Source organism: Arcobacter cryaerophilus gv. crypticus (genome assembly GCF_002993025.1).
GTDB lineage: Bacteria > Campylobacterota > Campylobacteria > Campylobacterales > Arcobacteraceae > Aliarcobacter > Aliarcobacter cryaerophilus_B.
Genome location: NZ_NXGI01000014.1, coordinates 1 through 22,927, shown reverse-complemented (window position 1 = coordinate 22,927; position 22,927 = coordinate 1). Strand labels below are relative to the sequence as shown.

Below are 22,927 nucleotides of genomic sequence, written 5' to 3'. Positions count from 1 at the left end.
AAAAATCCTAAATTTGATAGTCGTTTTCTGTTGGTTTTACTGTACCAAATTTTATTCTATTCCAAGCTCTTTCATGAAAATAGTATAAAATCATCTTTGTAATAACTTCAATTGTACCAATTGAAGCCGCCATAACTAAATTCCCTGTTACAAAATAAGATACTATAAAAGTATCAAGTGTTCCAACCGTTCGCCAAGATATTGCTTTTGCGACCGATCTATATGGTTTTTCGTGCATATATTTCCTAAAAAAGTCTATATAGAAGAATTATTCTTCTATATAGTCATATAAACCAGAGCTTAAATATCTCTCACCTGTATCACAAAGAATTGTAACTATTGTTTTACCTTTATTTTCTGGTCTTGAAGCAACAATTTTTGCCGCAAGAGCATTTGAACCTGAAGATACTCCAACTAAAAGTCCTTCTGTTTTTGCTAACTCTCTTGAGCTTTCAATTGCATCATCGTTTGATATTTTGATAATCTCATCATAAATCTTTGTATTTAAAACGTCTGGTACAAATCCAGCTCCAATTCCTTGAATTTTATGAGGTCCTGGGTTTCCACCACTTAAAACAGGACTTGCTTCTGGCTCAACTGCAATTATTTTTATATTTGGGTTATGAGCTTTTAAAACTTCACCAACACCTGTTAAAGTTCCACCTGTTCCAACACCAGCTATAAAAATATCAATTTTTCCATCTGTATCTTTTAAAATCTCTTGTGCTGTTGTTTCTCTATGTATTGCTGGGTTAGAAGCATTTTGAAACTGTTGTAAAATAATTGAATTTGGAGTCTCTTCTTTTATCTCATTAGCTTTTTCAATAGCACCTTTCATCCCTTTTTCAGCAGGAGTAAGAACTAATTTAGCACCTAAAGCTTGAAGAAGTCTTCTTCTTTCAACACTCATTGAAGCTGGCATTACAAGCACAAGTTTTAATCCTAAAGCAGCACTAACACTTGCAAGTGCAATTCCAGTGTTTCCACTTGTTGGTTCTATTAAAGTAGAGTCTTTATTTATAAGACCATCTTTAAGAGCAACTTTTATCATATTTGTTCCAATTCTATCTTTTACACTAGAACTTGGATTCATAAATTCACATTTACCTAAAACTGTAGCTCCACTTACATTACTTGCATCTTGTAGTTTTACTAATGGAGTGTTTCCTACTAATTCTGTTACATTATTCGCATATTTCATATTGTATTCCTTTCAAATCTTTTTAAATCTATTGTTACTTTTATTAAATCGTTAAATTCTCTTAGAGAAAAACCTATTATATATTATAATGTAAAAACTCGTTATATTTACCTTCGTACTTATCTAAATCAGCCAAAGTTAAATCAAAAATCTTTTTTGTTTTCTCTTTTGACTCTTCAAAAAGAAGATTTAAAATTGGATTATCAACTTTTGAATCTACAATTTTAATATCATCTTCAAGAGCAACTAAAATATCAACTATTTTTATCTCTTTTGCACTTTTTGCCAAAAGATAACCACCTCTAGCTCCTCTTGTACTTGTTACTAAATCAGCACGTCTTAGTTTACTTAAAAGCTGTTCCAAGTAATTTTGAGGAATAGAGGCATTTGCTGAAATATCCTTTATTTGCATGGGAGTATCATCTTTATGTTTGCTTAACTCATAAATAGCTGTCAAACCATACACCCCCTTTGTTGAAATCAATGGCATATCAAACTACTTGTTTAATGCTTGATTTAAATCTTCAATTAAATCAGCTGTATCTTCAAGTCCAATTGACAATCTAATTGTAACTGGATTAACTCCAGCTTTTTTTAGCTCTTCTTCATTCATTTGAGAGTGAGTTGTAGAAGCTGGATGAACTATTAAAGATTTGCTATCTCCAATATTTACAACAACACTAAATAGTTTTGCACTATCAATAACTTTTTTAGCCTCTTCAAAACTGCTTACTTCAAATGATATTAAACCACTTGCAAGTCCATTTTTGAAATATTTTTGTGCTTTATCATAATATTTATCACCTTTTAATCCTGGGTAACTAACTTTTTTTACTTTTTTGTGTGATTGTAAAAACTCAGCAACTTTTAAAGCATTGCTTGAGTGTTTTTCAACTCTAAGACTTAAAGTCTCTAAACTTTGAATTAAAAGCCATGAGTTAAATGGTGCAGGAGTTGCTCCAATATCTCTTAAAAGTGATAATCTAGCTCTTAAACAAAAGTTTGGAAGCGGAACATCTGTATAAACAAGTCCATGATAAGAAGCATCTGGAGTTGTAAACTGAGGGTATCTAGCACTATTTTGTTTGAAAAATTCTGCTAAATTATCTCTTTCAACTATAACTCCGCCCAGTGCTGTTCCGTTTCCACTTGTATATTTGCTTGTAGAGTGAACAGATATATCAACACCCCAAGAAATAGGATTAAATAAACTAGCAGTTGCAACAGTATTGTCACAAATAGTTATAATTCCATATTTTTTTGCTATTTCAACTATTTTTTCAATATTTGGAATTGCAATTTGAGGATTTGAAAGAGATTCAAAAAATATACCTTTTGTTTTATCATCAATTAAAGACTCTAAATCACTAGCATCATCGCTTTTGAATGTTTTTACACTAATTCCAAATCTCTTTAAAGTAAAATGAAACAAAGTTACACTTCCACCATAAAGTTTATCAGAGATTAAAATATTATCTCCAGCTTCTGCTATATTTGCAATTGAGTAAAAAACAGCACTAGCACCACTTGCAGTTGCAAGTGCAGCAGCTCCATTTTCAAGTTGAGCAAATCTTTGCTCTAAAATATCATTTGTAGGGTTATTTAATCTTGTATAAATAGGTCCTAACTCTTTTAGTGCAAATAAATTTGCTGCATGTTCGCTATCTCTAAATGCATAAGCTGTTGTTTGAGAAATAGGAATTGCCATCTCGCCATTTCCACTTTTTTTGTCATAACCTGCATGAATTGCAATTGTATCTTTTTGCATTTTCTATCCTTTTTAAATTAATCAAGTTTAAATATGTTGGAATTATAATATTTTTTTTTTACAATGTCAAGCTTTTTAATCAAATTTATATGGATATAGTATTTATAGGCCTATTGAAGTATCTAAAGTAATTTAATCAACTATTATAAACTACTTAAGTATTTTTTTGTTAGAATACCAAAAAATCAATAATTAAGAAGATAAATTGATAGAAAAATATAATATTTTTGATGAAATTCCAGTAGATAAAAGTGAAGAGAAATTTTTTCATATTTTTAAAAATGATAAAATAAAAATAGAAAAAATTGTATCAAATGGACAAAGTTCACCAAAAAATTTTTGGTATGAACAAGAAAAAAGTGAGTATATTTTGCTTCTTGAAGGTTTTGCAATACTTGAGTTTGAGGATTTTGAAGTGGAACTTAAAAAAGGTGATTGTTTAAATATAGAGGCTTTTAAAAAACATAGAGTTAAATTTACAAGCCTTGATGAACCAACTATTTGGTTTGCAGTTTTTTATTAGTTGAGTGAATTTACCCAACTACAAATATTTTCATGAAGCTTTTTCTTTTTTATCTAATTTTTCTTTTAAAACTTCCATAATCTCTTTTGCCAAATGAAATGCCAAAGTAGGTGGAACTGCATTTCCGACCATTTTGTACCCAGCACTTAAATTTTTGTAACAAAATTTATGATTATCAGGAAAGGATTGTATTCTCGCACACTCTCTAATACTTAATCTTCTGTATAAATGTTCACATCCACTTATAAAAGCTTGTTTATCTTTTCCAACTTTTTCCATTTTAGGAGCTTGTGGGTGAAGTGGTGCGTGTCGTCCACCTGCTTGGATTGTAAATGACTGTTCATCCCAACTTCTAACACGATTTCTTGACATATACATAGAAGAGAATCCACCCAACATATATTCATGATTTAAAACTTCACAAGAATTTAAAGTGTAGTTTTTTTCATCGGGAATTGTTGAATTGTCTTTTAAATCCCAAATTACATCTTTGAGTGTTTTTTTATGATTAAGTTTTTTTGGAAATTTAAAAGTTATATCTAAATCATTTCTAAATCCCACAAAAAATACTCTTTCTCTATCTTGAGCCACTCCAAAATCAGAAGCATTTAAAAGTTTGAAAGATAAGTTGTAACCGCTTTCAATAAAATGGTTTTTGATATTTTCCAACGCATTACTATGTCTTGAAGCTAACATTCCTGAAACATTTTCAGCCAAGAAAAAAAGAGGTTTTTTATCTCTTAAAACTCTGATAAATTCAAAAAACAGCTGTCCTCTTTTGTCATTTATTCCTCTTAAACTTCCAGCTTCACTCCAACTTTGACAAGGAGGTCCGCCAATAAGTCCAATAGCATCGGGGATTTCATTTGATAGAATATTTACAATACTTCTTCTATCAAGTTTTGTATCTGAAAAATTTGTCTCAAATGTTTCCCAAATTTCTTTATCGTATTCATTTGCCCAAATAGTGTTAAATCCTGCTTGATGTAAACCTAAGTCTAACCCACCAGCACCTGAGAATAGGGAGATTATGTTCATTGAAAGTTTCCTAAAAAGTCCTCTAAAATTTCAAAAACTTTATCAAAATTTTTGAAGTCTTCATTTGTTCCAACTTCACAAAGCCATTTACACAAATTGCCTTTTTCATCTTTATTAACATCATATTTTTTAGGTATGACTTCTTTTATTCCTCTAACTGTTTTACTACTTTCTTCAGTTATATCAACAAAAGCAGGTTTAAATTCGATAGCTTTTTCTATTGTCTCTTTTGAAAATAAATTCTCAATGCCTCTATCAAAGTAATTCTCACTCTGAAATGGAATTATTTTTTTATAAATTTTTTCTCTTTGAGCTTCTAAGATTTTTGTATCACAATCATAAAGTAATAGTAACTTTTGACTTAGTGCATTCCATAAATTAGTTTTATGTTCCCAAATTTTATTTAAATTGTTGTATCCATCTGCATCAAAAAATTCAAAACTGCTAAACAAATCCGTTTTCCCAAAAAGTTCACAAGCTTTTCTTATATATCGTATATCATAATCACCTTCAACAAAAACCATAGGTTTCTGAGTATCTTTAATTCTAGAGCTTATTTCGTCATCAAATTTTTTAGTTTCATTTAAAACTTTATATGCCTTTTCAAATTCAGAAAATCTTTCTGTTGAAATTTTTTCACCATTAGGCATATTTCTTAACTCAAAACCATCTTCACCAAATTCTTTTTTCATACCCAAAATAAACAATGGAGAGTGTGTTGTTATAATAAATTGTACTAATGGGAAAAGTTTAATCAATACTGGTAAAACTTTATTTTGTAAATCAGTATGAAGATGCACATCTATTTCATCTATAATTACAATACCTTTTATTTGTTGGCTTAATTTTGGCGGTGTATCACCATGCCTTATTATATTTACAAATAAATTTAATAATATTGATTCACCTAAAGATAAACTATCAATACTTTTTAATATGTCTTTATGTACATTTCCTTGAGCGTCTAGCTCTATAATGCTGATTCTACTTCCCTGACCCCTTGGTCCTATACCAAACCGAATATTATTCTTTTGTTTTATTTTCCTTATAATATCATTTATATTAGTCCAAGTTGCGATACTTAATACATCATTTTTGTTGATAGAAAAATCTAACACTAAATCCATAATATATGATTTATTTTCTTTTGTTGAAGATATTATCTCTAGTTCTCTACCATATGTCTTTGAATACCTTTTTTGTTCTTCAAATCTTTGAATATCAGAAAAAACATCATTTTTCCAAAAGGGCTCTTCATATCTATATGCAGGTTGATAAAAGTGAATACTTGTTTTCCATTCAATTTCAAGTTTTTCTTTAATAGATTCATTTAGTTGTGTAGATATTTTTTGATTATCATTTTTATTATTCGGAGTTAATATAAAATTATTGTTAAGTAATTTAAAGTCATTATGTGTTACGTTCCCAATTTTATCAAAACATTCTATTGTTTGATTATTGAAATCTTGAAATTGTACAATCGAAAAACCTTCTGTCTTTCCTATTTTTAAATTTTGTCCTCCGGAAACTTTGTAATAACTTCGTCCTTGACTATGATGTTTCCCAATATCTTGAAATAATTCACTACCAATTTCATATAAGCTATCAATAATTTGAGAAAGTAAAACTGTTTTACCTGTGCCGTTTTCACCAACAAATAAAATAGGTTTTGGTTTATTGTTCACATCAAAAGGTAATTCTACTGATAATTCATCAATTGGTCCAATATTTTTAATTCCAATATGCTTTAAATACATAAGATCCCCTTTATATTTTAAACACTAACAATTTCCCATCCATCAATTGAACAGGATTATTCGGATTTTTTATTCTCACATCATTTACACTAACATTTTGATTATTAAAATTTTCTATTATTTGTCTATCTTCCAAAGGCATTGATTCATATTTTTCTTTTTTCATCAAACAAACAAATTGAAAAGATTTTGTTTCATCATATCTATAAAGATAATTAAATATTTTTGTAGGATTTTCGATACGCCACATTCCTCGAATTCTTAAATCAGTAATTCCAAGTGGGTCTACTTTTTTTACTTTTCCAAGTTCATTAGTTTCTGTAAATTCTACATTTGGGATAGTTGTGATACCAGTTGAAATAGTGTCTTTTATTCTTTCATACACTTCTTTATCTGCACAAAAACAATCCCCATATACAAACCATAAAGATTTTAAACTATTTGTATTTTTTGGAACATTACCTATCACATAAAGCATATCTTTTACAGTCCAGTTTTCTTCACAATTCCTACAAGCGGTTGTAATCATTGAACTATCAGAAAAAAGTTTTGCTTTTGGATATGAGCTATTTAGTGCTATTGCAGTGTTATGAGATTCTAATTTTTTGATTTCTATTGCATCACTATTTTTTAAAATCAAATCTGGTGGATTATTTTTATTTCCACTATAAGAGTAAATTTGTGAAAATATAGTTAATCTATTTTGTTCATTTACCTCATTTATCGTTCCTGCAAAAATATCTTTGATAAACTCTTCAAGTCCAGCTCCCATATTGTTTGCTCGATTATTTCCATTTGTTAGAGTTGAAACATTTGATTGATAACTGTTTATTGTGTTGATAAATGCTTTTAGAATATTACTCATAATTTTCCCTAAATTTTTTTAAATTATACCCTAAACAAAATTACAATATAAAAAATATTACAAAATGAAATAAATCCAACTTTTGATACAATTACAAAATTTTTATCAAAATAAAGGAAAATTTTGAAAATAGCAATAATAGGTGGTGGAGCAGCTGGAATAATGGCTGCAATCACCGCAAAAAGATTAAATAAAGATTTACAAATAGATATTTTTGATGCAAACAAAAGCATAGGCAAAAAAATCCTTGCAAGTGGAAATGGAAGATGCAATATCTCAAATACAACAATCTCTTCAAAAAACTATTTAGGAGAGAATCCAACTTTTGTGGATTTTGCTTTAAAAGAGTTTGATTTTAAAATATTTGAGAAGTTTTGCAAAACTATTGGACTAATGCTAGATATTAAAGAAAATGGAAAAGTTTATCCTCTTTCAAATGAGGCAAAATCTGTAACAAATCTTTTTTTATTAGCTCTTGAAGAGTTAAATGTAAATATTTTTTATGAACATTTTATACAAAAAGTAGAAAAACAAAATGACAAATTTATCATTTATGCAAATGATAAAGAGTTTAAATCTTATGATAAAGTTTTAATCTCAAGCGGACTTTGCGCTGCTCCACAACTAAACTCAACTGAAATTGGTCTTGAAATTGCATCAAGTTTTGGACACACTTACAATCCCACATATCCAAGTCTTGTTGGACTTCAAACAAAAGAGACATACAAAGGAAAACTTCAAGGAGTTAAAAAAGAGTGTAGTGTGAGTTTGTACATAAATGGAAATTTTGAGCAAGATATTTTAGAAGATGTTTTATTTACATCTTATGGAGTTTCTGGTTTTGCTATTTTAGATATCTCTCAAAGAGCTGTTTTGGCTTTGAGTCAATTTTTTGATGTAGAGCTAAGAGTTAATTTTTTTCCTAAAACAAATCCAAATGATTTGGCAAATCAGATACAAACTTTGTTTAAAAATTTACCAAAGCAAAAAGCAATTGATATTTTAACTGGACTTGTATCAAATAAAATAGCTCCAATATTGCTTGAAATTTGCAAAATTGATATAAACACAAAAGCAGATGAAATAAACACAAAACAGATAAAATCACTTGCTCATCAGCTAAACTCTTGGAGATTAAAAGTAGTAGATACTCAAGGATTTTCTCACGCGGAAGCTAGTGGTGGAGGAGTGCGAACTTGTGAAATTGATAATAAAACATATGAGAGTAAATTAATAAAAAATCTATTTTTTGCTGGAGAGGTTTTGGATATTGTTGGAAATAGAGGTGGATATAATCTTCACTTTGCATGGGCTAGTGGTTATTTGGCTGGGAAAAATTTATCAAATATTTAATCAAACATTTTATATAAATAGATAAGTTAAAGCAAATTTATAAATAAATATAGATAAAATTCGCAAATTAATTATTTATAAGGCAAAATTATGTTTAAAAACCTCTCAACAAAGACAAAATTGGCTTTGTTTCCAGCTATTTTTATAATAGCAACATTTATAACAGCTATCATTTATAGTTCATCTATTAGCTTTGTAAAAGATAGAATTAAAATATCTTCGCAAACTACACTTTTGATAGATGAGCTTTTAAAAGGAAGAATTACTATCTACCAATTTATGCTAAATCCAACACCAAGTGGAAAAGATGCAATAGATAAACAGTGGACAAAAATGATAGATGAAACACTTATTTTAAAAGAACTTTTTGTATCAAAAGAGAATAAAGATTTATGTGATGTTGTAGTAAAAGATATAAAAGATTATTTAGCAGGAGTTGAAGTTCTTGCTAAACACTCTTTTGCAACAAACAAAGAAGCAACAAGAGCAGAGTTTGGTGAAACTATGAAACATATGATTAAAACAGCTCAAAATATCGAAAAAAACTATGAGCATATGAATAGTAGAAATGCAGATATAAGAGATGATGCTATTACTAAACTTACAACAAACCTATCTTTGCTTGCAGTTTTTGCTATAGGAATTTTTATTTTTATATCTATTATGATTTCAAATAGCATAGCTGGTTCTTTGAAAAATTTCAAAGATGGACTTTTGAGCTTCTTTAGTTTCTTAAATAGAAAATCAGATGATGTAACAATACTTGATGATAGTTCTAAAGATGAGTTTGGTGATATGGCGAAACTTATCAATGAAAACATAGATATAGTTCAAGATACTATAGAAAAAGATAACGAGCTAATAGATGAAGCAAAAAAAGTTATGATGCGAGTGCGAAATGGTTGGTATTCTCAAACAATAGATAAATCTACTCCAAATGCTTCTCTTGAAGAGTTTAAAAATGAATTAAATGAGATGATAATTCACACAAAAGATAGATTTGAACATATAAATGAAGTTTTATCTTCTTACTCTGCTTATGATTATAGAGTTGTTTTAAAACTAGGTAATGAGGATGAAGAAGGTGGTGTTCTTGAAAAAATGATAAATGGAATAAATGCACTTCAAGTAGCAGTTGTTACTATGCTAAAAGATAGTTTAGCAAATGGTATAAAACTTGAAAACTCTTCAAAAAGTTTAATAGACAATGTAAATAATCTAAATCAAAGCTCAAATGAAGCGGCTGCAAGTCTTGAAGAGACAGCTGCTGCTTTAGAAGAGATTACAAGTACGGTTACAAGTAATTCAAACAATGTTATTCAGATGTCAGGATACTCAAATGAAGTAAGTAATTCAGCCAAAAAAGGTCAAGAAATGGCAAGAAATACTGCTGTTGCTATGGATGAAATTACAAAACAAGTAACAAATATAAATGAAGCAATAGCAGTAATTGATCAAATTGCATTTCAAACAAATATTTTAAGTCTTAATGCAGCTGTTGAAGCTGCAACTGCTGGAGAAGCTGGAAAAGGTTTTGCCGTTGTTGCTGGAGAAGTTAGAAATTTAGCAAGTAGAAGTGCCGAGGCTGCAAAAGAGATTAAAAATATTGTAGAGATGGCAACTTCAAAAGCACAAGAGGGAAAAAATATATCTGATTTGATGATAAAAGATTATGAAGAACTTTTAAGTAATATTGAAAAATCATCACAAATGATAAATGAGATTTCAAATGCAAGTAAAGAGCAACAAGCAGGAATTTCTCAAATCAACGATACAGTTACAATGCTTGACCAAAAAACTCAACAAAATGCTATTATTGCTTCAAAAACTCAAGATATAGCACATGAGACAGATATTATTTCAAAACATATTGTAGAAGAAGTTTTAGAAAAAAGATTTATAGGTAAAGATAAAATAGTTGAAGAGACTAGAATAAATTTAATATAGAAAAAAAGTAGCCTACTTTGAAAAAAAGTATTGACTAGTATCAATACTATATAGAATAAAAAGATATATTATTATTTTTATTCTATATAAAAGGCTATCTTATGTTTAAGAATCTTGATATTGGGAAAAAAATATTTATTTTTCCTTTACTCTTTATGTTTGTTATGATGACCTCTGCATTTTTATATAATAACTCAATCTCATATGTAGAAAATAGAACTTCAATTTCTGAAAATGCAAATGTTTTAGCTAAAGATTTATTAGATTCCAGAATTAGTGTTTATCAATTTATACTTGACACAAATATCAATAAAAGAGACAAAGTTATTGAAAACTTTGAAACTCTTAGTCAAAATATCTCTTTATTTAAAAATAGATTACATATAGCAAAAAATATATTGCTTTGTGAAGAGAGTATAGTTTTAATAGCTAATTATTTAAACGTATTTAATAATATGTCGAATATAAAGTTAAAAGAGAATAACGAAAATATAAAAGAGTATAGTCAAGATATTTTAACAATGGCAAATATTGGAAAAGATTTAGAAAATAAAATATTTGCTTTAAATGAAGATATTGTCAAAATTAGAAATGAAGCAATTAAAGCTTTAACAACACAATTAACTATTTTGGGTTTTATAACTATTTTAATATTTTTTCTAGCTTCAAGCTTTATTTCAAGAAATATTGCAAAATCACTTCATAATTTTAAAGATGGTTTGCAAAGTTTTTTTGATTATTTAAATAGGAAATCAGATAAAATTTTAGTTCTTGATGATAGCTCTACAAATGAATTTGGAACTATGGCAAAGATTGTAAATCAAAATATAGATATTACAAAAGAGACTATATTACAAGATAATAGAGTAATAGATGAAGCTCAAATTGTGATGAACAGAGTTTCAAATGGATGGTATTCACAACTAATTGAAGAGAATACAATAAATCAATCTTTAAATGATTTTAAAAATAATGTAAATAGTATGATTGTAACTACAAAAGAGAGATTTGAGAAAATAGATGAGATTTTAAAGTCATATATAAACTATGATTATAGACCTATATTAGAAGCTCAAAAGAATGATGAGATTGGAGGAGTTTTAGAGAGATTAGTTTATGGAATAAATGAATTGCAAAATGCAATTGTAAAAATGTTAAAAAACAATTTACAAAATGGTATGACTCTTGAAAAATCTTCACAAATACTAATAAAAAATGTAGATATATTAAATCTTAGTTCAAATTCTGCGGCAGCTTCTTTGGAGCAAACAGCAGCGGCTCTTGAAGAGATAAATGCAACAGTTGTAAACAATACAAATAATGTAATACAGATGTCAAATTATTCAAATGAAGTTAATAATTCAGCCAAGAAAGGTCAAGAATTAGCAAAAAATACAGCAACTGCAATGGAAGATATTACAAATCAAGTAATGAATATAAATGAAGCTATCTCTGTTATTGATCAAATTGCTTTCCAAACAAATATCTTAAGTTTAAATGCAGCCGTTGAAGCTGCAACTGCTGGTGAAGCTGGTAAAGGTTTTGCTGTTGTTGCACAAGAAGTGAGAAATCTAGCAAGTAGAAGTGCGGAGGCTGCAAGAGAGATAAAAAAAATTGTAGAGATGGCAACTTTAAAAACAAATGAGGGAAAAGAGATTTCAAGCTTGATGATTAGTGGATATAGAGAACTTTTAGATAATATAGAGAAACAAGCTGTAATGATAACAGAGATTTCAAACTCTTCAAAAGAGCAAGAAAGTGGAATATCACAAATAAATAATGCAGTAACTCAACTAGACCAACAAACACAACAAAACGCTAGTATAGCCTCTAAAACTCAAGATATTGCTTTACAAACAGATACTCTTTCTAAAGAGATTGTGCAAGAAGTTTTAGAAAAAAGATTTATAGGAAAAAATGAGATAATAGATAATATAAACTCAGAAGAGTAGATAAATAGGAAGATTTTTTATATATTTTTATTTTTTTTATCTCTTTTTATTATTAAACTTCCTAAATCTTTAATAATTAATAAAAGACTAATAAACCCCAAAATATAGATAAAAATTGATATAGAAATATCTTGATATAAACAAATTAAGATATAAATTACAATAGGATATTTAAAAAAATAGAAGAAAAAAATTAGGCTTCCATAGAGTTTTTTCACTCTATTTCTCCTCCCAAAGTTTTAAAAATCTCAACCCTATTTTCAAGCTCTTCAAGATAAGTTTGTGTTAAAGTTTTTTGTGAGTTTATATATGCTTTTTGAGCTATAAGCATATTTAAATAACTTCCATAACCTATTTTATATGAATTTAAAGCAATATTATATGCATCTTGTATAGAACTTGTTAGCTCTTTTTGGTTTTGAAGTTTTGTATAGATATTTTTTCGAACCATCAAAGCATCATTTACCTCTTTAAAAGCTGTTTGAATACCTTTTTGATACTCATTTAAAGCTATCTCTTTTTGAGTTTCACTCAAATCAAGCTTTGCACTATTTTCACCTGCAGTAAAAATTGGAAGATTTATAGATGGACTTATTTGCCAAAAACTATTTGGACTTAAAAAAAGATTATTCAAACTAGAACTAGAATATCCTGTATTTGCAGTAAGAGCAATACTTGGGAAAAATGCAGCTCTTGCTGCTCCAATATTTGCATTTTTTGCACGCAGTTGATACTCTAACTCTTTTATATCAGGACGATTTAAAAGAATATTTGAACTAATTCCAGATTTTACTAAAGCTAAATAACTATCATCTTTTCTTAAATTATTTGGAATTAAACTTTCACTTAAAGTAGAACCCAAAAGTAGTTCAAGAGAATTTATATCAATTTGAATTTGATTTTCATAAGCAATTATCTCATTTTGGCTCTCTTTTAACATAGCAAAACTAGAAAGAACATCTTCTTTACCAATAACTCCAGCAGCAAACTTTTTTTGTGTCAATTCATAAACGCTACTTAGATTTTCATATATCTTTTTTTGTAAATTTAGATTTTCAATATTAGTTGCCAAACTTAAATATGAATTTATAGTTTGTGAAACTAAAGATAGTTTTGTCGAGCTAAGAGCATATTGAGTTGCTAAAAAATTATTTTTAGCAGAATCATTTAAACTTCTATTTTTACCAAACAAATCAAGTTCAAAAACAGTTCCAACAGATGCTTTATAACTGTTTTTTATTATTTCTTCTTTTTTATCTCTAGAAAAACTACCATTTGCATCTATTTTTGGATAAAGATTTGACTCTTCTATTCTATAAAGTGATTTTGACTCTTCTACTCTTAAAAGTGCTATTTTTATATCTTTATTGTTTTCTAAAACAAGATTTACAAGAGTTTTTAAATTTTCATCTATTAAAAAACTATTTAAATTAATATTTGAATTATCTTCAGCTATTTGATAGTTTTTAAAACTTTTAGCAACTACATCATCGCTATTTATATCTAATTTTGGAGCCAAAGATACACAAGAGCTAAAAAGCATTGATAAAGCTACAAGGCTTATAGATTTTCTAATCATTTTTAACTCCTTTTGAAAATAGTTTTGTAATTATTACAAAAAATAGTGGTACAAAAAATATTGCAAGAACTGTTGCACTTATTGTTCCACCTAAAATTGCAGTTCCTATTGCGATTCTACTATTTGCTCCAGCTCCACTTGATATTGCAAGTGGAATAATTCCAGCAATAAAAGCTAAAGATGTCATGATAATTGGTCTTAGTCTAAGTTTTGCACCTTTTATAGCAGCTTCGATTAGAGGCATACCATTTTTATATGCACTATTTATGAACTCAACAATTAAAATTGCATTTTTACTTGCAAGTCCCATAACTGCTAAAAGTGCTACTTGGAAATATACATCGTTGCTTAGATCTCTAAAATATATACTTAAAACAGCTCCAAAAACTCCCAAAGGAACAACTAATAAAACAGAGAAAGGAACACTCCAACTCTCATAAAGTGCAGCTAAACATAAAAATATAACCAAAAGAGAAATTCCATATAAAATCAAAGTTTGATTACTAGCTAACCTTTCTTGATATGAAGCTCCACTATATGAATGCATTGTTCCATTTGCATTTTCATTTGCAATTTTATCCATCTCATTCATAGCAAGACCAGAGCTAATTCCAGCTGCTGCACTTCCTTGAATTTCATAAGACATAAATCCATTAAATCTTGTTAGTTCTTCAGGTGCATAAACCCAAGAAAAAGAGCTAAATTCACTAAAAGGAACCATCAAGCCACTACTATTTCGTACTTTCCATTTATATAAATCTTCAGGACTACTTCTAAAAGGAGCATCTGCTTGAATATAAACTCTTTTTATTCTAGTTTTATCAATATAATCATTTACATAAGTTCCACCCCAAGCAGCACTTAATGTGTTGTCAATATTTTTTAAATCCAATCCTAAAGATAGAGCTTTGTTTGTATCATAAGATATTTTTAATTGCGGTGACTCTTCTGTTCCATCTGCTCTTATTGAGTTTATATTTGGATTTTTATTTGCCTCTTCAATGATTTTATCTTTTGCTTGTCTTAAACCTTCTCTAGTCAAATTTGAACTAGCAAGAAGCTGAAACTCAAATCCATCACTGCTTCCAAGACCTTGAATAACACTAGGATTTATAGCAAAAACTCTTGCATCTCTTATGAAATATTTACTATTTGAGTCGTTAAAAGCTTTTGTAGCTCTTTTACTTATCTCATCTACATGATTTGATTTATCTCTTAAATCCCAGTTTTTTAATGATACATAAGCAGTTCCAACATTTTGCCCACTACTTCGTGAACTAAATCCAGAAATTGTAAAAATAGTATTTAAAGCATCTGCTTCTTCTATCATAAAATAATCTCTTACTACATTTGCAACATCAACCGTTCTAGAAGCAACCGCACCAACAGGCAAAGTATATTGAATCATCAAACTTCCTTGATCCTCTTTTGGTAAAAAACTAGTAGGTAGTTTTATGAAAATATAACTAGAAGATACGATTATTAGCAAATAAAACATTATCCAATTTTTTTGTGCAAAAAGTAGTTTTTCTACCCAAAATCTATATTTATTTGTAAAATTCTCAAATTTTGTATCAAACCAAAAGAAAAACCCACTATTTTTTTCTTCTTTTTTATCTTCATTTTTTTTATGTGGTTTTAAAATTGTTGAACATAAAGCAGGAGTTAGAGTTAAAGCTACAATTAATGATAAAACCATAGATGAGATAATTGTAATAGAAAATTGTCTATAAATTATTCCTGTACTTCCACTAAAAAATGCCATAGGCAAAAATACAACAGACAAAACAGTTGTAATTCCTACTAATGCACTGGTTACCTCTTGCATAGAAAGGATAGTTGCTTCTTTTGGATTTAAGCCTTTTTCATTCATATTTCTTTCAACATTTTCAACAACAACAATAGCATCATCAACCAAAAGCCCAATAGCAAGAACCAAAGCAAACATTGTTAAAGTATTTATTGTGTAACCAAAAATATTTAAAATAGCAAAAGTTCCTAAAAGTACAACAGGAACTGCAATTGCAGGAATAAGTGTAGCTCTAGCGCTTTTTAAAAACAAAAACATTACCAAAATTACTAAAACAATTGCTTCTATTAAAGTTTTTACAACTTCATTTATTGAAGCTTGTATAAAACTTGTTGTATCTCTAGGATAAGCTATTTTATAGCCTTGTGGCAACATATTTTCACTCTGAGCTAAAAACTCTTTTACTCTATTTGAAGTGGCTACCGCATTTGCTCCACTTGCAAGTTGAATAGATATTCCAGATGCTGGGAAACCGTTTAAAGCTGTAACATTGCTATAACTTTGAGCCCCTATTTCAACTCTTGCAATATCTTTTATCTTTACAACACTTCCATCTAAATCTGATTTTAAAACAATATTTTCAAATTGACTAACATTTTCAAACATACTTCTTGCAGTAACCACCACAGATAGTTGTTGGCTATCCAAAGTAGGCATTGCTCCCAATCTTCCAGCACTTGCTTGTGAATTTTGAGCATTTATAGCATTTTCTACATCTTTTGGAATTAGTTTATATTTTTCAAGCTTATATGGGTCTAGCCAAATTCTCATAGCATACTGACCACCAAAAACTTGAACATCTCCAACACCATCAATTCTTGAGATACTATCTTGAAGATTACTTACCAAAAAATCACTAATATCTGTTTTATCAGCCAAACCAGTTGAGTCATACACAGATGCCATCATCAAAAAATCGCTTTGAGATTTAAAAACTCTCACCCCTTGTCTTTGTACATCATCTGGAAGTCTTGATAAGATTTGATTTACTTTATTTTGTACTTGAACTTGAGCAATATCAGCATTTACTTCTTGAGAAAAAGTGATTTTTATTCTAGAGTTTCCTGCACTACTTGAGCTTGAAGAGAAATATAGCATTCCATCAAGACCTGTTAGTTGTTGCTCTATTATTTGAGTTACACTATTTTCTACTGTTTTAGCATCTGCTCCATTGTAAGAAGCGTTTATATTTATTTGTGGTGGAACAATATCTGGATACTGCTCAACTGGTAAAATATATAGACTAATAACCCCACTTATCATAATAATAAGCGAAATAACCCAAGCAAAGATTGGACGAAAAATAAAAAATTTTGCAATCATTTCTTAATCTTTATACTGAGAGTTTAAATCTTTTAAAGAGACTACACTTCTACTATTTATCTTGTTTAAACCTTCAACTACTATTTTATCGCTCTCTTCTAAACCATCAAGAATAAGCCATTTGTTACCTACTGATCTTTCTATTTTTACTATTTTTGTGATAGTTTTATTTTCAGGTGTCACAAGAGTAACTATTGGGTTTGCTTTTTGATCTCTTAAAACTGCTTGTTGTGGAATTAAAAATCCATCAATACTTTTTTTGCTTTTTAAAATTGCTTTTGTCATCATTCCAGATAATAAAAGATTGTTTGGATTATTAAATACAGCTCTTAAAGTTACTGTTTGGCTACTCTCATCTACACTTAACTCTCTTGCTTCTAGTTTTCCTTTTATTGGATATTCAAAACCATTATCAAACTTCAAACTAACTTCAATATCATCTTCTAAATCACCAATTGATTTTAGATTTAAAATCTCATTGTATGATTGAGATAAATCTACAAAAACTGTTTGTGTATCTCTTATATTTACAAGTTCTTCACTTTGATTTGCATTTACTAAAGCTCCAACAGTAACATTTGAAATACCAATATATCCGCTAATTGGTGCTTTTATCTCACATCTATTCAAATCTATTTTTGAATTTTCAAGCTCTGCAGCTCTTTGTTCAACCAAAGCTTTAGCTTGAAGATATGAAGCTTTTATCTCATCTGCTTCTTGTTTTGAAATTCCATCAAATTTTAAAAGCTCAGTGGCTCTTTTACTTTTTGCCTCAGCACTTATCAAACTAGCTTTTGCACTATTTAATAAAGCAAGGGATTGATTTAAAGTAGCTTTATATGTTGCACTATCAATTTTGTACAAAATATCGCCTTGTTTTACAAAACTTCCCTCTTTGAAAAGTTGTTTCTCAATGATTCCAGAAACCTGAGGGCGAACAAGTGCCAACTCTTTTGCTTTTACTTTTCCTATAAGTTCAATTTCAAGATTTATTGGCTCTTTTTTAGGATTTATATACCCTACTTCTATTGGATTTTGTGCTTTTTGATTTCCATCATTTTTTTGCTCACATGAGCTTAAAAAAAGTATTATAAAAAATAGTGAAAATATAGTTTTGATAGTTTTAATACTCTGCAATGCTTTCCCTTGAATAAGAATTTATGAATGTTATTATAACTTTATTAACAAAATTTTAATATTTCTATATATTGAAGAAAAATTGTAGCAAAATATTGATAACATATAAAAAACAAATAAAAAAGGCAAAAAATGAGTAAAATCTTAGATGATTTAATACAATCACAATACAACTATAATGTTGCATTTTATATACATTTAAAAGAGTTCAATCAAAATGTAAGAGATGAACTTGAAAAAAGAGTTAGTGAAGTTTTCTTCTTTTCAAAAGGTGTAAACTGGAAATTTGATAGCTTTGGAATAGAAAAAGCAGGTGAAAGAAAAACTGAAATATTAGGATTTTTTATCTTTAGAACAGCAGAAGTTGAAAAGCTAAAAAAACTTTTTACAGATGAGTTTAAAGATTATTCAAATGCTATAAAAATATCTTGTTCTGTTGCAAAATATGAAAAAATAAGTGAAGAGTTTTTTGAGATTGAAGTTTAATATTTTGAAATTTATTTATAAGTAGTTGAAAGTGGACTACTTTTAAAACCGATTAAAAAAAATAGAAGAGAAGATTTGGCAAAAAATATAAATCAAATCTTAGAAAATAGTAAAAATAAAGAAGATAAAGCTCTTCTAAAAGATTTTTTAGATGATAGCGATTTACAGGATTTTGAGTGGTAGAAAAAAAAGAACATCAAAAAAAAGCTGTGATAATGCCTTATGAAGAGTATGAAAAGCTTATTAAAAACTCTATAAAAAAAGAGCTTGAAGAGGGTTCTTTTAATAAGTTTGTTGGTATCTTGGATAATAATTTTAAAATTGATGATGAAAAATACGAGGCAATCGTGAAATGATTTCAAAAGCTTTAGAAATTGAGAATAATGATTTTGAAGATACTTTACAATATTTGAGTGCAAAAAGTGCTGATTGTGAATATGTTATTACAAATGACAAAAGTTTCTATAAAGCAGATTTAAAAACTATATCAAGTAGCGAATTTATAGAAAAGTATTTGTAGTTGCTTGAAAAATTTTATAAATAAATTTTTCAAAATGGTATTGTAGTCCTTAAATATTATGTATCGTATTACAATAATATTAATACTTTTAAACTTTATATAATAAAAAAAGGTAAGGTTAAAAAACCTTACCTTTGAAAATAAAGAAATAGATGGGACTCGAAGTCCCATTTCCGAGTCTTAGTTTGTAATACCATCCGAAATTGGTTGCTCAACTTTTACTTTTAAGCTCTCATCTCCACTGTTTGTATATACTTCAAATGTTTTACCATCTTCTACAATAGAGTTTTCTGCTTTTGACCAAGTTTGTGCTTGTCCATTTTCACCAATAGTATCTTTAAATAATACACTATCTTCACTATCTCTTAAAATAATAAGCTCTTTACTTGAGTCAGTCATTTTTAAAACATCCTCTAAGCTAATATTTGTAAGCTTATGATCACCTTCTGTTAAATCAATAGCTTCAATATTTTTGATTATATCTCCTAATTTAGAGAAATCAATATCATTATTTCCTTCTAATTTGATAGTATCAAATCCAGTTCCACCATCGATTAATAAATCTCCAGCTTCAACTCCATCATTTGTATTTAAATCTGTAATGATAGTATCATCTCCACCTTGCGCATAGATTATATCTCTTCCTTCTCCACCTGTGATTGTGTCATTACCATCTTTTGTTCCATCTCCTGCTAAAGAAGCATGATTTTCTTTGATGTAGTCATACATCTTTTGAGCTAAATCTTCATCAGAGATTCCAGGATTTTGTACTTTTATCATCTCTTTAAGTGCTTCTGTTCCACTTCCTGCAGGTAATGTTCTTCCTGTCCATGTTAAATGGTCTGTATTGATAGTATCTCCGAAGATAATATCATTTCCAGCTCCACCAGTGATTATATCGCTACCTAATTTAGCTGGATCATAAGTAGTACTTCCACCTTGAAGTGCTGCTTCTAAATCTTCAGCTGTATTTACAATATCTACTTTTTTAAATTCTAACTTATCTAAATCAGATGTTGCTTGAAGTTTAACATTATCAATACTTAATTTATAAGTTTTTGAAGATGTAGTATCATTTACATTTATTACTAATCTATATTCTCCTTCAGATAATAGTTGGCTTTTATAACTACCAGAACCTGATGTTGTTATAGTTTGAGGAGTACCAATATCTTCCCATTCACCATTTATCAATTTTTGTAATATTATAGTAGATTTATCACCATTTCTATAATCACTACTACTTACTGAATAATCAAAACTTAGCTTTCCATATGTGTCTTTTCCTATCTCATATGTTTTAGATTTAACACTAGCAAAATTACTATTACTTGTATTATTATCCGTGATTACTAGTTTTTGACCTGAAACTACCGCTGAACCTAAACCTGTATGTTCCCATCCTGTAGGAAGAGTATTTCCATTGTTACTAAATGTTTCAGTTTCTATTGTTTGAGCATTAGTTTTAATATCGATTACTTCAATTTCAGTATTATCATATTTATTTAATGTATTAACACTAACATCATTACCTATACCTATTGCATAAACTTTAACATCATGTGTATTAACTAAATTATTATATGCGATCTGTCCTTTACTATCTGCTGTACTATCATATGCATTACCTATACCTTGACCTGTACCATATTGCGTTGGCTCTCCATCTGTTAAAAAATATGTCATATTTTCATAAGAAGCATCATTCGAACTACTTAATCCATCAAACCAAGCTTTGGTAGCATTAAATGCTGCTTCATAATTTGTACCTCCAACTTGTGAATCCCAATCACTATTGTAACCATTTAATCCATTTATAGAATTTTTAAGAGCCGTAAGGTCACTTGATGTTAAATTATTAAACACTATTGCTGTATCAGCATTTGTTCCAAATCCTATGATTGATAAGTTAATTACACCATCATGATTCGCTAAAGTATCTGCTAAATTATTTAATGATGCTTTTAATAACTCCATTCTATTCATACTACCTGTTCCAGATGATGCTTTCATACTATTTGATTTATCAACAATAATTGCAATATTATAGTTTTGACCATCTACAATTTTCTTAGATGTTCCACCTTCATCACCTACAATTACATCATTTCCTTTTGTTCCAGTAATTTCATCATTTGTATTTTTTTCTGTTTCAATATCACCTACATAAACTCCTGTTTGGGCACCTGTTGTATCAACAGCTTCATAGTTTCCACCAATGATTTCTGTAACTTTTGCAACTAAATCCGTGTTTCCATCTGTTGTTACTTCTAATGTTCCATATCCATTTTCATCTAATTTAACATCATGTATTGTTCCATTTACATCTACTTTTGCTATTGGAGGATTAGCTGGATTAAATGTCTTTGGATCTGGTTTATACTCAGTTTGTACTTCAAGCAATACTTCTGCTTTATCACCTTTATCTAAAGAGTTACCTTGAACTACTTCTTTATAATCAATTGAGTGAATTAAATAATCACTATCCGCTCCATGAGCAGTAAACTCAGCTCTATCAAATACTGTTCCATCTCCTGGCTCAAAAGTATATGCAGAATCTATTTTATCTGATCCACCTGGAGTATACTCAGTTTTTAATATAGTATTATCTGGTCGATAATATGTTACTTTTGCGTTAGTATTTCCACCATCTGATACTATTGCGTATCCAATATGTTTTTCTCCATCATAGAAATCAACTCTAGCACTTTCAGCAGTTGCTCTCCATGAAAACGCAACATCCATAGATTTTATTTCATTATTGAATTCAACAATTATTTTTTCACTCTTAGTTGAATCATCTTTATGAACACCTAGTTCATTTGGATTACCAGTATAAACCTGTCCATCAGAACCTGTTGCATTTTCACCTCTGCTTAATACTCCAAATCCATCAACAGAAGTTGTTTTATAGACAGAAACATCTGCTTCACCATCATATCCATCTTTTGCTGTCACTGTGAAACTTGGATTATTTTTAATATTGTCCGTGTTTATAGTAGATGTTTTGATAATTGTCGCGTTTAATGTTACTCCTGTTGGGTCTTTGTCGTCGTTTATTGTGATAACATCACTAGAATTTTCTATAGTAATATTATCAGAAACGCTTACTATAGTTATAGTTTCAGTAGTTGTACCTTGTTTGTAAACATCATCAACTCTCGCTGTATCCATTGTTACTTCTACACTATATGTATCTTTTGGAATTGTAACAACTTTTACTTCACCTGTAGCTTGATTTTTGATTGTTACTTCTATATCATGGTCGTATTTTTTATCAAGTGTTAATGTTACTTCTCCTTGTACCTTAGTACCTGTAGATGTACCTGGTACTTCTTCACCAACTGTACTTCCTGTGATAGTGATTTTTGCTGGTGTGTCTTTTACATTTAATTGTAATCCATCACCTTTTTCTAGTTTTTCAAACTCAACTCCACCAAATTCTTCTACTTTATCAATAGTTATATTTTCTGTCCAATCTTTCGAATACCCTGGTGTTTTATCTGTAATAGTAAATTCTTTTGTTCCTTCAATTTCACCAGCTGGAATCTCAATTACTACACCATTACTTAGAGTTACTTTTACTCCTGTGTGTCTATCTAATCCACCAACTCCATCTAAATCTTCTAGGCTTACTTTAAATGTTACTGTATCACCCTCTGTTGGGT

At 28.9% G+C, this 22,927-nt stretch carries 18 protein-coding genes; 7 read left to right on the top strand and 11 right to left on the bottom strand.

Translation table 11 applies throughout. The features are described 5' to 3' along the window. Positions 1 to 7: 7 nt before the first annotated feature. The 4 genes from CJ670_RS07140 to CJ670_RS07125 form a co-directional block, all read right to left on the bottom strand. A complete protein-coding gene (locus CJ670_RS07140) occupies positions 8 to 238 on the bottom strand; it encodes a DUF2061 domain-containing protein (protein ID WP_105911793.1) in 231 nt (76 codons plus the stop codon). 30 nt (positions 239 to 268) lie between these two features. Next, the gene (gene cysK / locus CJ670_RS07135) at positions 269 to 1,201 is read right to left on the bottom strand and encodes a cysteine synthase A (protein WP_105939444.1); all 933 of its coding nucleotides are present in this window, start codon (positions 1,199 to 1,201) and stop codon (positions 269 to 271) included. Positions 1,202 to 1,277: 76 nt separating this feature from the next. Next, positions 1,278 to 1,691, bottom strand: a complete 414-nt coding sequence (locus tag CJ670_RS07130; RefSeq protein WP_105911795.1) for an RrF2 family transcriptional regulator — start codon at positions 1,689 to 1,691, stop codon at positions 1,278 to 1,280. 6 nt (positions 1,692 to 1,697) lie between these two features. Then, on the bottom strand, positions 1,698 to 2,969 hold the full coding sequence (locus CJ670_RS07125) for an O-acetylhomoserine aminocarboxypropyltransferase/cysteine synthase family protein (RefSeq protein ID WP_105939443.1): 1,272 nt from the start codon (positions 2,967 to 2,969) through the stop codon (positions 1,698 to 1,700). 205 nt (positions 2,970 to 3,174) lie between these two features. Here CJ670_RS07125 and CJ670_RS07120 point away from each other — a divergent pair, with 205 nt between their 5' ends. After that, positions 3,175 to 3,492 carry a cupin domain-containing protein gene (locus CJ670_RS07120; protein WP_105939442.1) on the top strand — a complete coding sequence of 106 codons (318 nt, stop codon included), beginning with the start codon at positions 3,175 to 3,177 and terminating at the stop codon, positions 3,490 to 3,492. Positions 3,493 to 3,522: 30 nt separating this feature from the next. Here the strand turns inward: CJ670_RS07120 and CJ670_RS07115 are convergent, their stop codons facing one another. From CJ670_RS07115 to CJ670_RS07105, 3 genes are read right to left on the bottom strand one after another with little or no spacing between them, the layout of a single operon-like run. Beyond that, positions 3,523 to 4,530, bottom strand: a complete 1,008-nt coding sequence (locus tag CJ670_RS07115; protein WP_105939441.1) for a DNA cytosine methyltransferase — start codon at positions 4,528 to 4,530, stop codon at positions 3,523 to 3,525. Then, positions 4,527 to 6,287 carry an AAA family ATPase gene (locus CJ670_RS07110; RefSeq protein ID WP_105939440.1) on the bottom strand — a complete coding sequence of 587 codons (1,761 nt, stop codon included), beginning with the start codon at positions 6,285 to 6,287 and terminating at the stop codon, positions 4,527 to 4,529. Before CJ670_RS07110 ends, CJ670_RS07115 begins: the two co-directional genes overlap by 4 nt. A 10-nt stretch (positions 6,288 to 6,297) precedes the next feature. Continuing rightward, on the bottom strand, positions 6,298 to 7,152 hold the full coding sequence (locus CJ670_RS07105) for an NgoPII family restriction endonuclease (RefSeq protein WP_105939439.1): 855 nt from the start codon (positions 7,150 to 7,152) through the stop codon (positions 6,298 to 6,300). Between the two features lie 123 nt (positions 7,153 to 7,275). On the opposite strand from CJ670_RS07105, the gene CJ670_RS07100 reads away from it, so the two are divergent. From CJ670_RS07100 to CJ670_RS07090, 3 genes are all read left to right on the top strand, one after another. Next, positions 7,276 to 8,505, top strand: a complete 1,230-nt coding sequence (locus tag CJ670_RS07100; RefSeq protein WP_105939438.1) for a BaiN/RdsA family NAD(P)/FAD-dependent oxidoreductase — start codon at positions 7,276 to 7,278, stop codon at positions 8,503 to 8,505. Between the two features lie 90 nt (positions 8,506 to 8,595). Beyond that, positions 8,596 to 10,452: a methyl-accepting chemotaxis protein gene (locus tag CJ670_RS07095; RefSeq protein ID WP_105939437.1), complete on the top strand. Its 1,857-nt coding sequence runs from the start codon at positions 8,596 to 8,598 to the stop codon at positions 10,450 to 10,452. 101 nt (positions 10,453 to 10,553) lie between these two features. After that, a complete protein-coding gene (locus tag CJ670_RS07090) occupies positions 10,554 to 12,404 on the top strand; it encodes a methyl-accepting chemotaxis protein (protein WP_105939436.1) in 1,851 nt (616 codons plus the stop codon). A 214-nt stretch (positions 12,405 to 12,618) separates the two neighbouring features. Here the strand turns inward: CJ670_RS07090 and CJ670_RS07080 are convergent, their stop codons facing one another. The 3 genes from CJ670_RS07080 to CJ670_RS07070 are packed head-to-tail and all read right to left on the bottom strand — an operon-like array spanning position 12,619 to position 18,253. Next, positions 12,619 to 13,983 (bottom strand): efflux transporter outer membrane subunit, encoded by a 1,365-nt coding sequence (locus CJ670_RS07080; protein WP_105939435.1) that lies wholly within the window; start codon positions 13,981 to 13,983, stop codon positions 12,619 to 12,621. Then, positions 13,976 to 17,116, bottom strand: coding sequence for an efflux RND transporter permease subunit (locus tag CJ670_RS07075; RefSeq protein WP_105939434.1), 3,141 nt, complete (start codon positions 17,114 to 17,116; stop codon positions 13,976 to 13,978). The genes CJ670_RS07080 and CJ670_RS07075 overlap by 8 nt, the downstream gene beginning before the upstream one ends. Before the next feature lie 3 nt (positions 17,117 to 17,119). Next, the gene (locus CJ670_RS07070) at positions 17,120 to 18,253 is read right to left on the bottom strand and encodes an efflux RND transporter periplasmic adaptor subunit (RefSeq protein WP_228154223.1); all 1,134 of its coding nucleotides are present in this window, start codon (positions 18,251 to 18,253) and stop codon (positions 17,120 to 17,122) included. A 132-nt stretch (positions 18,254 to 18,385) separates the two neighbouring features. Between CJ670_RS07070 and CJ670_RS07065 the strand changes: the two genes are divergently transcribed. The 3 genes from CJ670_RS07065 to CJ670_RS10840 all read left to right on the top strand — a co-directional run bounded on the left by CJ670_RS07065 (position 18,386) and on the right by CJ670_RS10840 (position 19,259). Further along, a complete protein-coding gene (locus tag CJ670_RS07065) occupies positions 18,386 to 18,739 on the top strand; it encodes a hypothetical protein (RefSeq protein WP_066402362.1) in 354 nt (117 codons plus the stop codon). Between the two features lie 176 nt (positions 18,740 to 18,915). Then, complete coding sequence (locus CJ670_RS07060; protein WP_105939433.1) at positions 18,916 to 19,095, top strand: hypothetical protein; 180 nt, start codon at positions 18,916 to 18,918, stop codon at positions 19,093 to 19,095. Beyond that, complete coding sequence (locus CJ670_RS10840; RefSeq protein ID WP_165785194.1) at positions 19,092 to 19,259, top strand: hypothetical protein; 168 nt, start codon at positions 19,092 to 19,094, stop codon at positions 19,257 to 19,259. The genes CJ670_RS07060 and CJ670_RS10840 overlap by 4 nt, the downstream gene beginning before the upstream one ends. 180 nt (positions 19,260 to 19,439) lie before the next feature. Here CJ670_RS10840 and CJ670_RS07055 read toward each other — a convergent pair. Then, positions 19,440 to 22,927, bottom strand: a 3,488-nt coding sequence (locus CJ670_RS07055) for a vWA domain-containing protein (RefSeq protein ID WP_105939432.1), incomplete at its 5' end; no start/stop codon positions are given.

Coding starts and splice junctions, on each gene's coding strand:
- CJ670_RS07140 (WP_105911793.1), bottom strand. CDS start 238: ATGCACGAAAAACCATATAGATCGGTCGCAAAAGCAATATCTTGGCGA.
- cysK (WP_105939444.1), bottom strand. CDS start 1,201: ATGAAATATGCGAATAATGTAACAGAATTAGTAGGAAACACTCCATTA.
- CJ670_RS07130 (WP_105911795.1), bottom strand. CDS start 1,691: ATGCCATTGATTTCAACAAAGGGGGTGTATGGTTTGACAGCTATTTAT.
- CJ670_RS07125 (WP_105939443.1), bottom strand. CDS start 2,969: ATGCAAAAAGATACAATTGCAATTCATGCAGGTTATGACAAAAAAAGT.
- CJ670_RS07115 (WP_105939441.1), bottom strand. CDS start 4,530: ATGAACATAATCTCCCTATTCTCAGGTGCTGGTGGGTTAGACTTAGGT.
- CJ670_RS07110 (WP_105939440.1), bottom strand. CDS start 6,287: ATGTATTTAAAGCATATTGGAATTAAAAATATTGGACCAATTGATGAA.
- CJ670_RS07105 (WP_105939439.1), bottom strand. CDS start 7,152: ATGAGTAATATTCTAAAAGCATTTATCAACACAATAAACAGTTATCAA.
- CJ670_RS07095 (WP_105939437.1), top strand. CDS start 8,596: ATGTTTAAAAACCTCTCAACAAAGACAAAATTGGCTTTGTTTCCAGCT.
- CJ670_RS07090 (WP_105939436.1), top strand. CDS start 10,554: ATGTTTAAGAATCTTGATATTGGGAAAAAAATATTTATTTTTCCTTTA.
- CJ670_RS07080 (WP_105939435.1), bottom strand. CDS start 13,983: ATGATTAGAAAATCTATAAGCCTTGTAGCTTTATCAATGCTTTTTAGC.
- CJ670_RS07075 (WP_105939434.1), bottom strand. CDS start 17,116: ATGATTGCAAAATTTTTTATTTTTCGTCCAATCTTTGCTTGGGTTATT.
- CJ670_RS07065 (WP_066402362.1), top strand. CDS start 18,386: ATGAGTAAAATCTTAGATGATTTAATACAATCACAATACAACTATAAT.
- CJ670_RS10840 (WP_165785194.1), top strand. CDS start 19,092: ATGATTTCAAAAGCTTTAGAAATTGAGAATAATGATTTTGAAGATACT.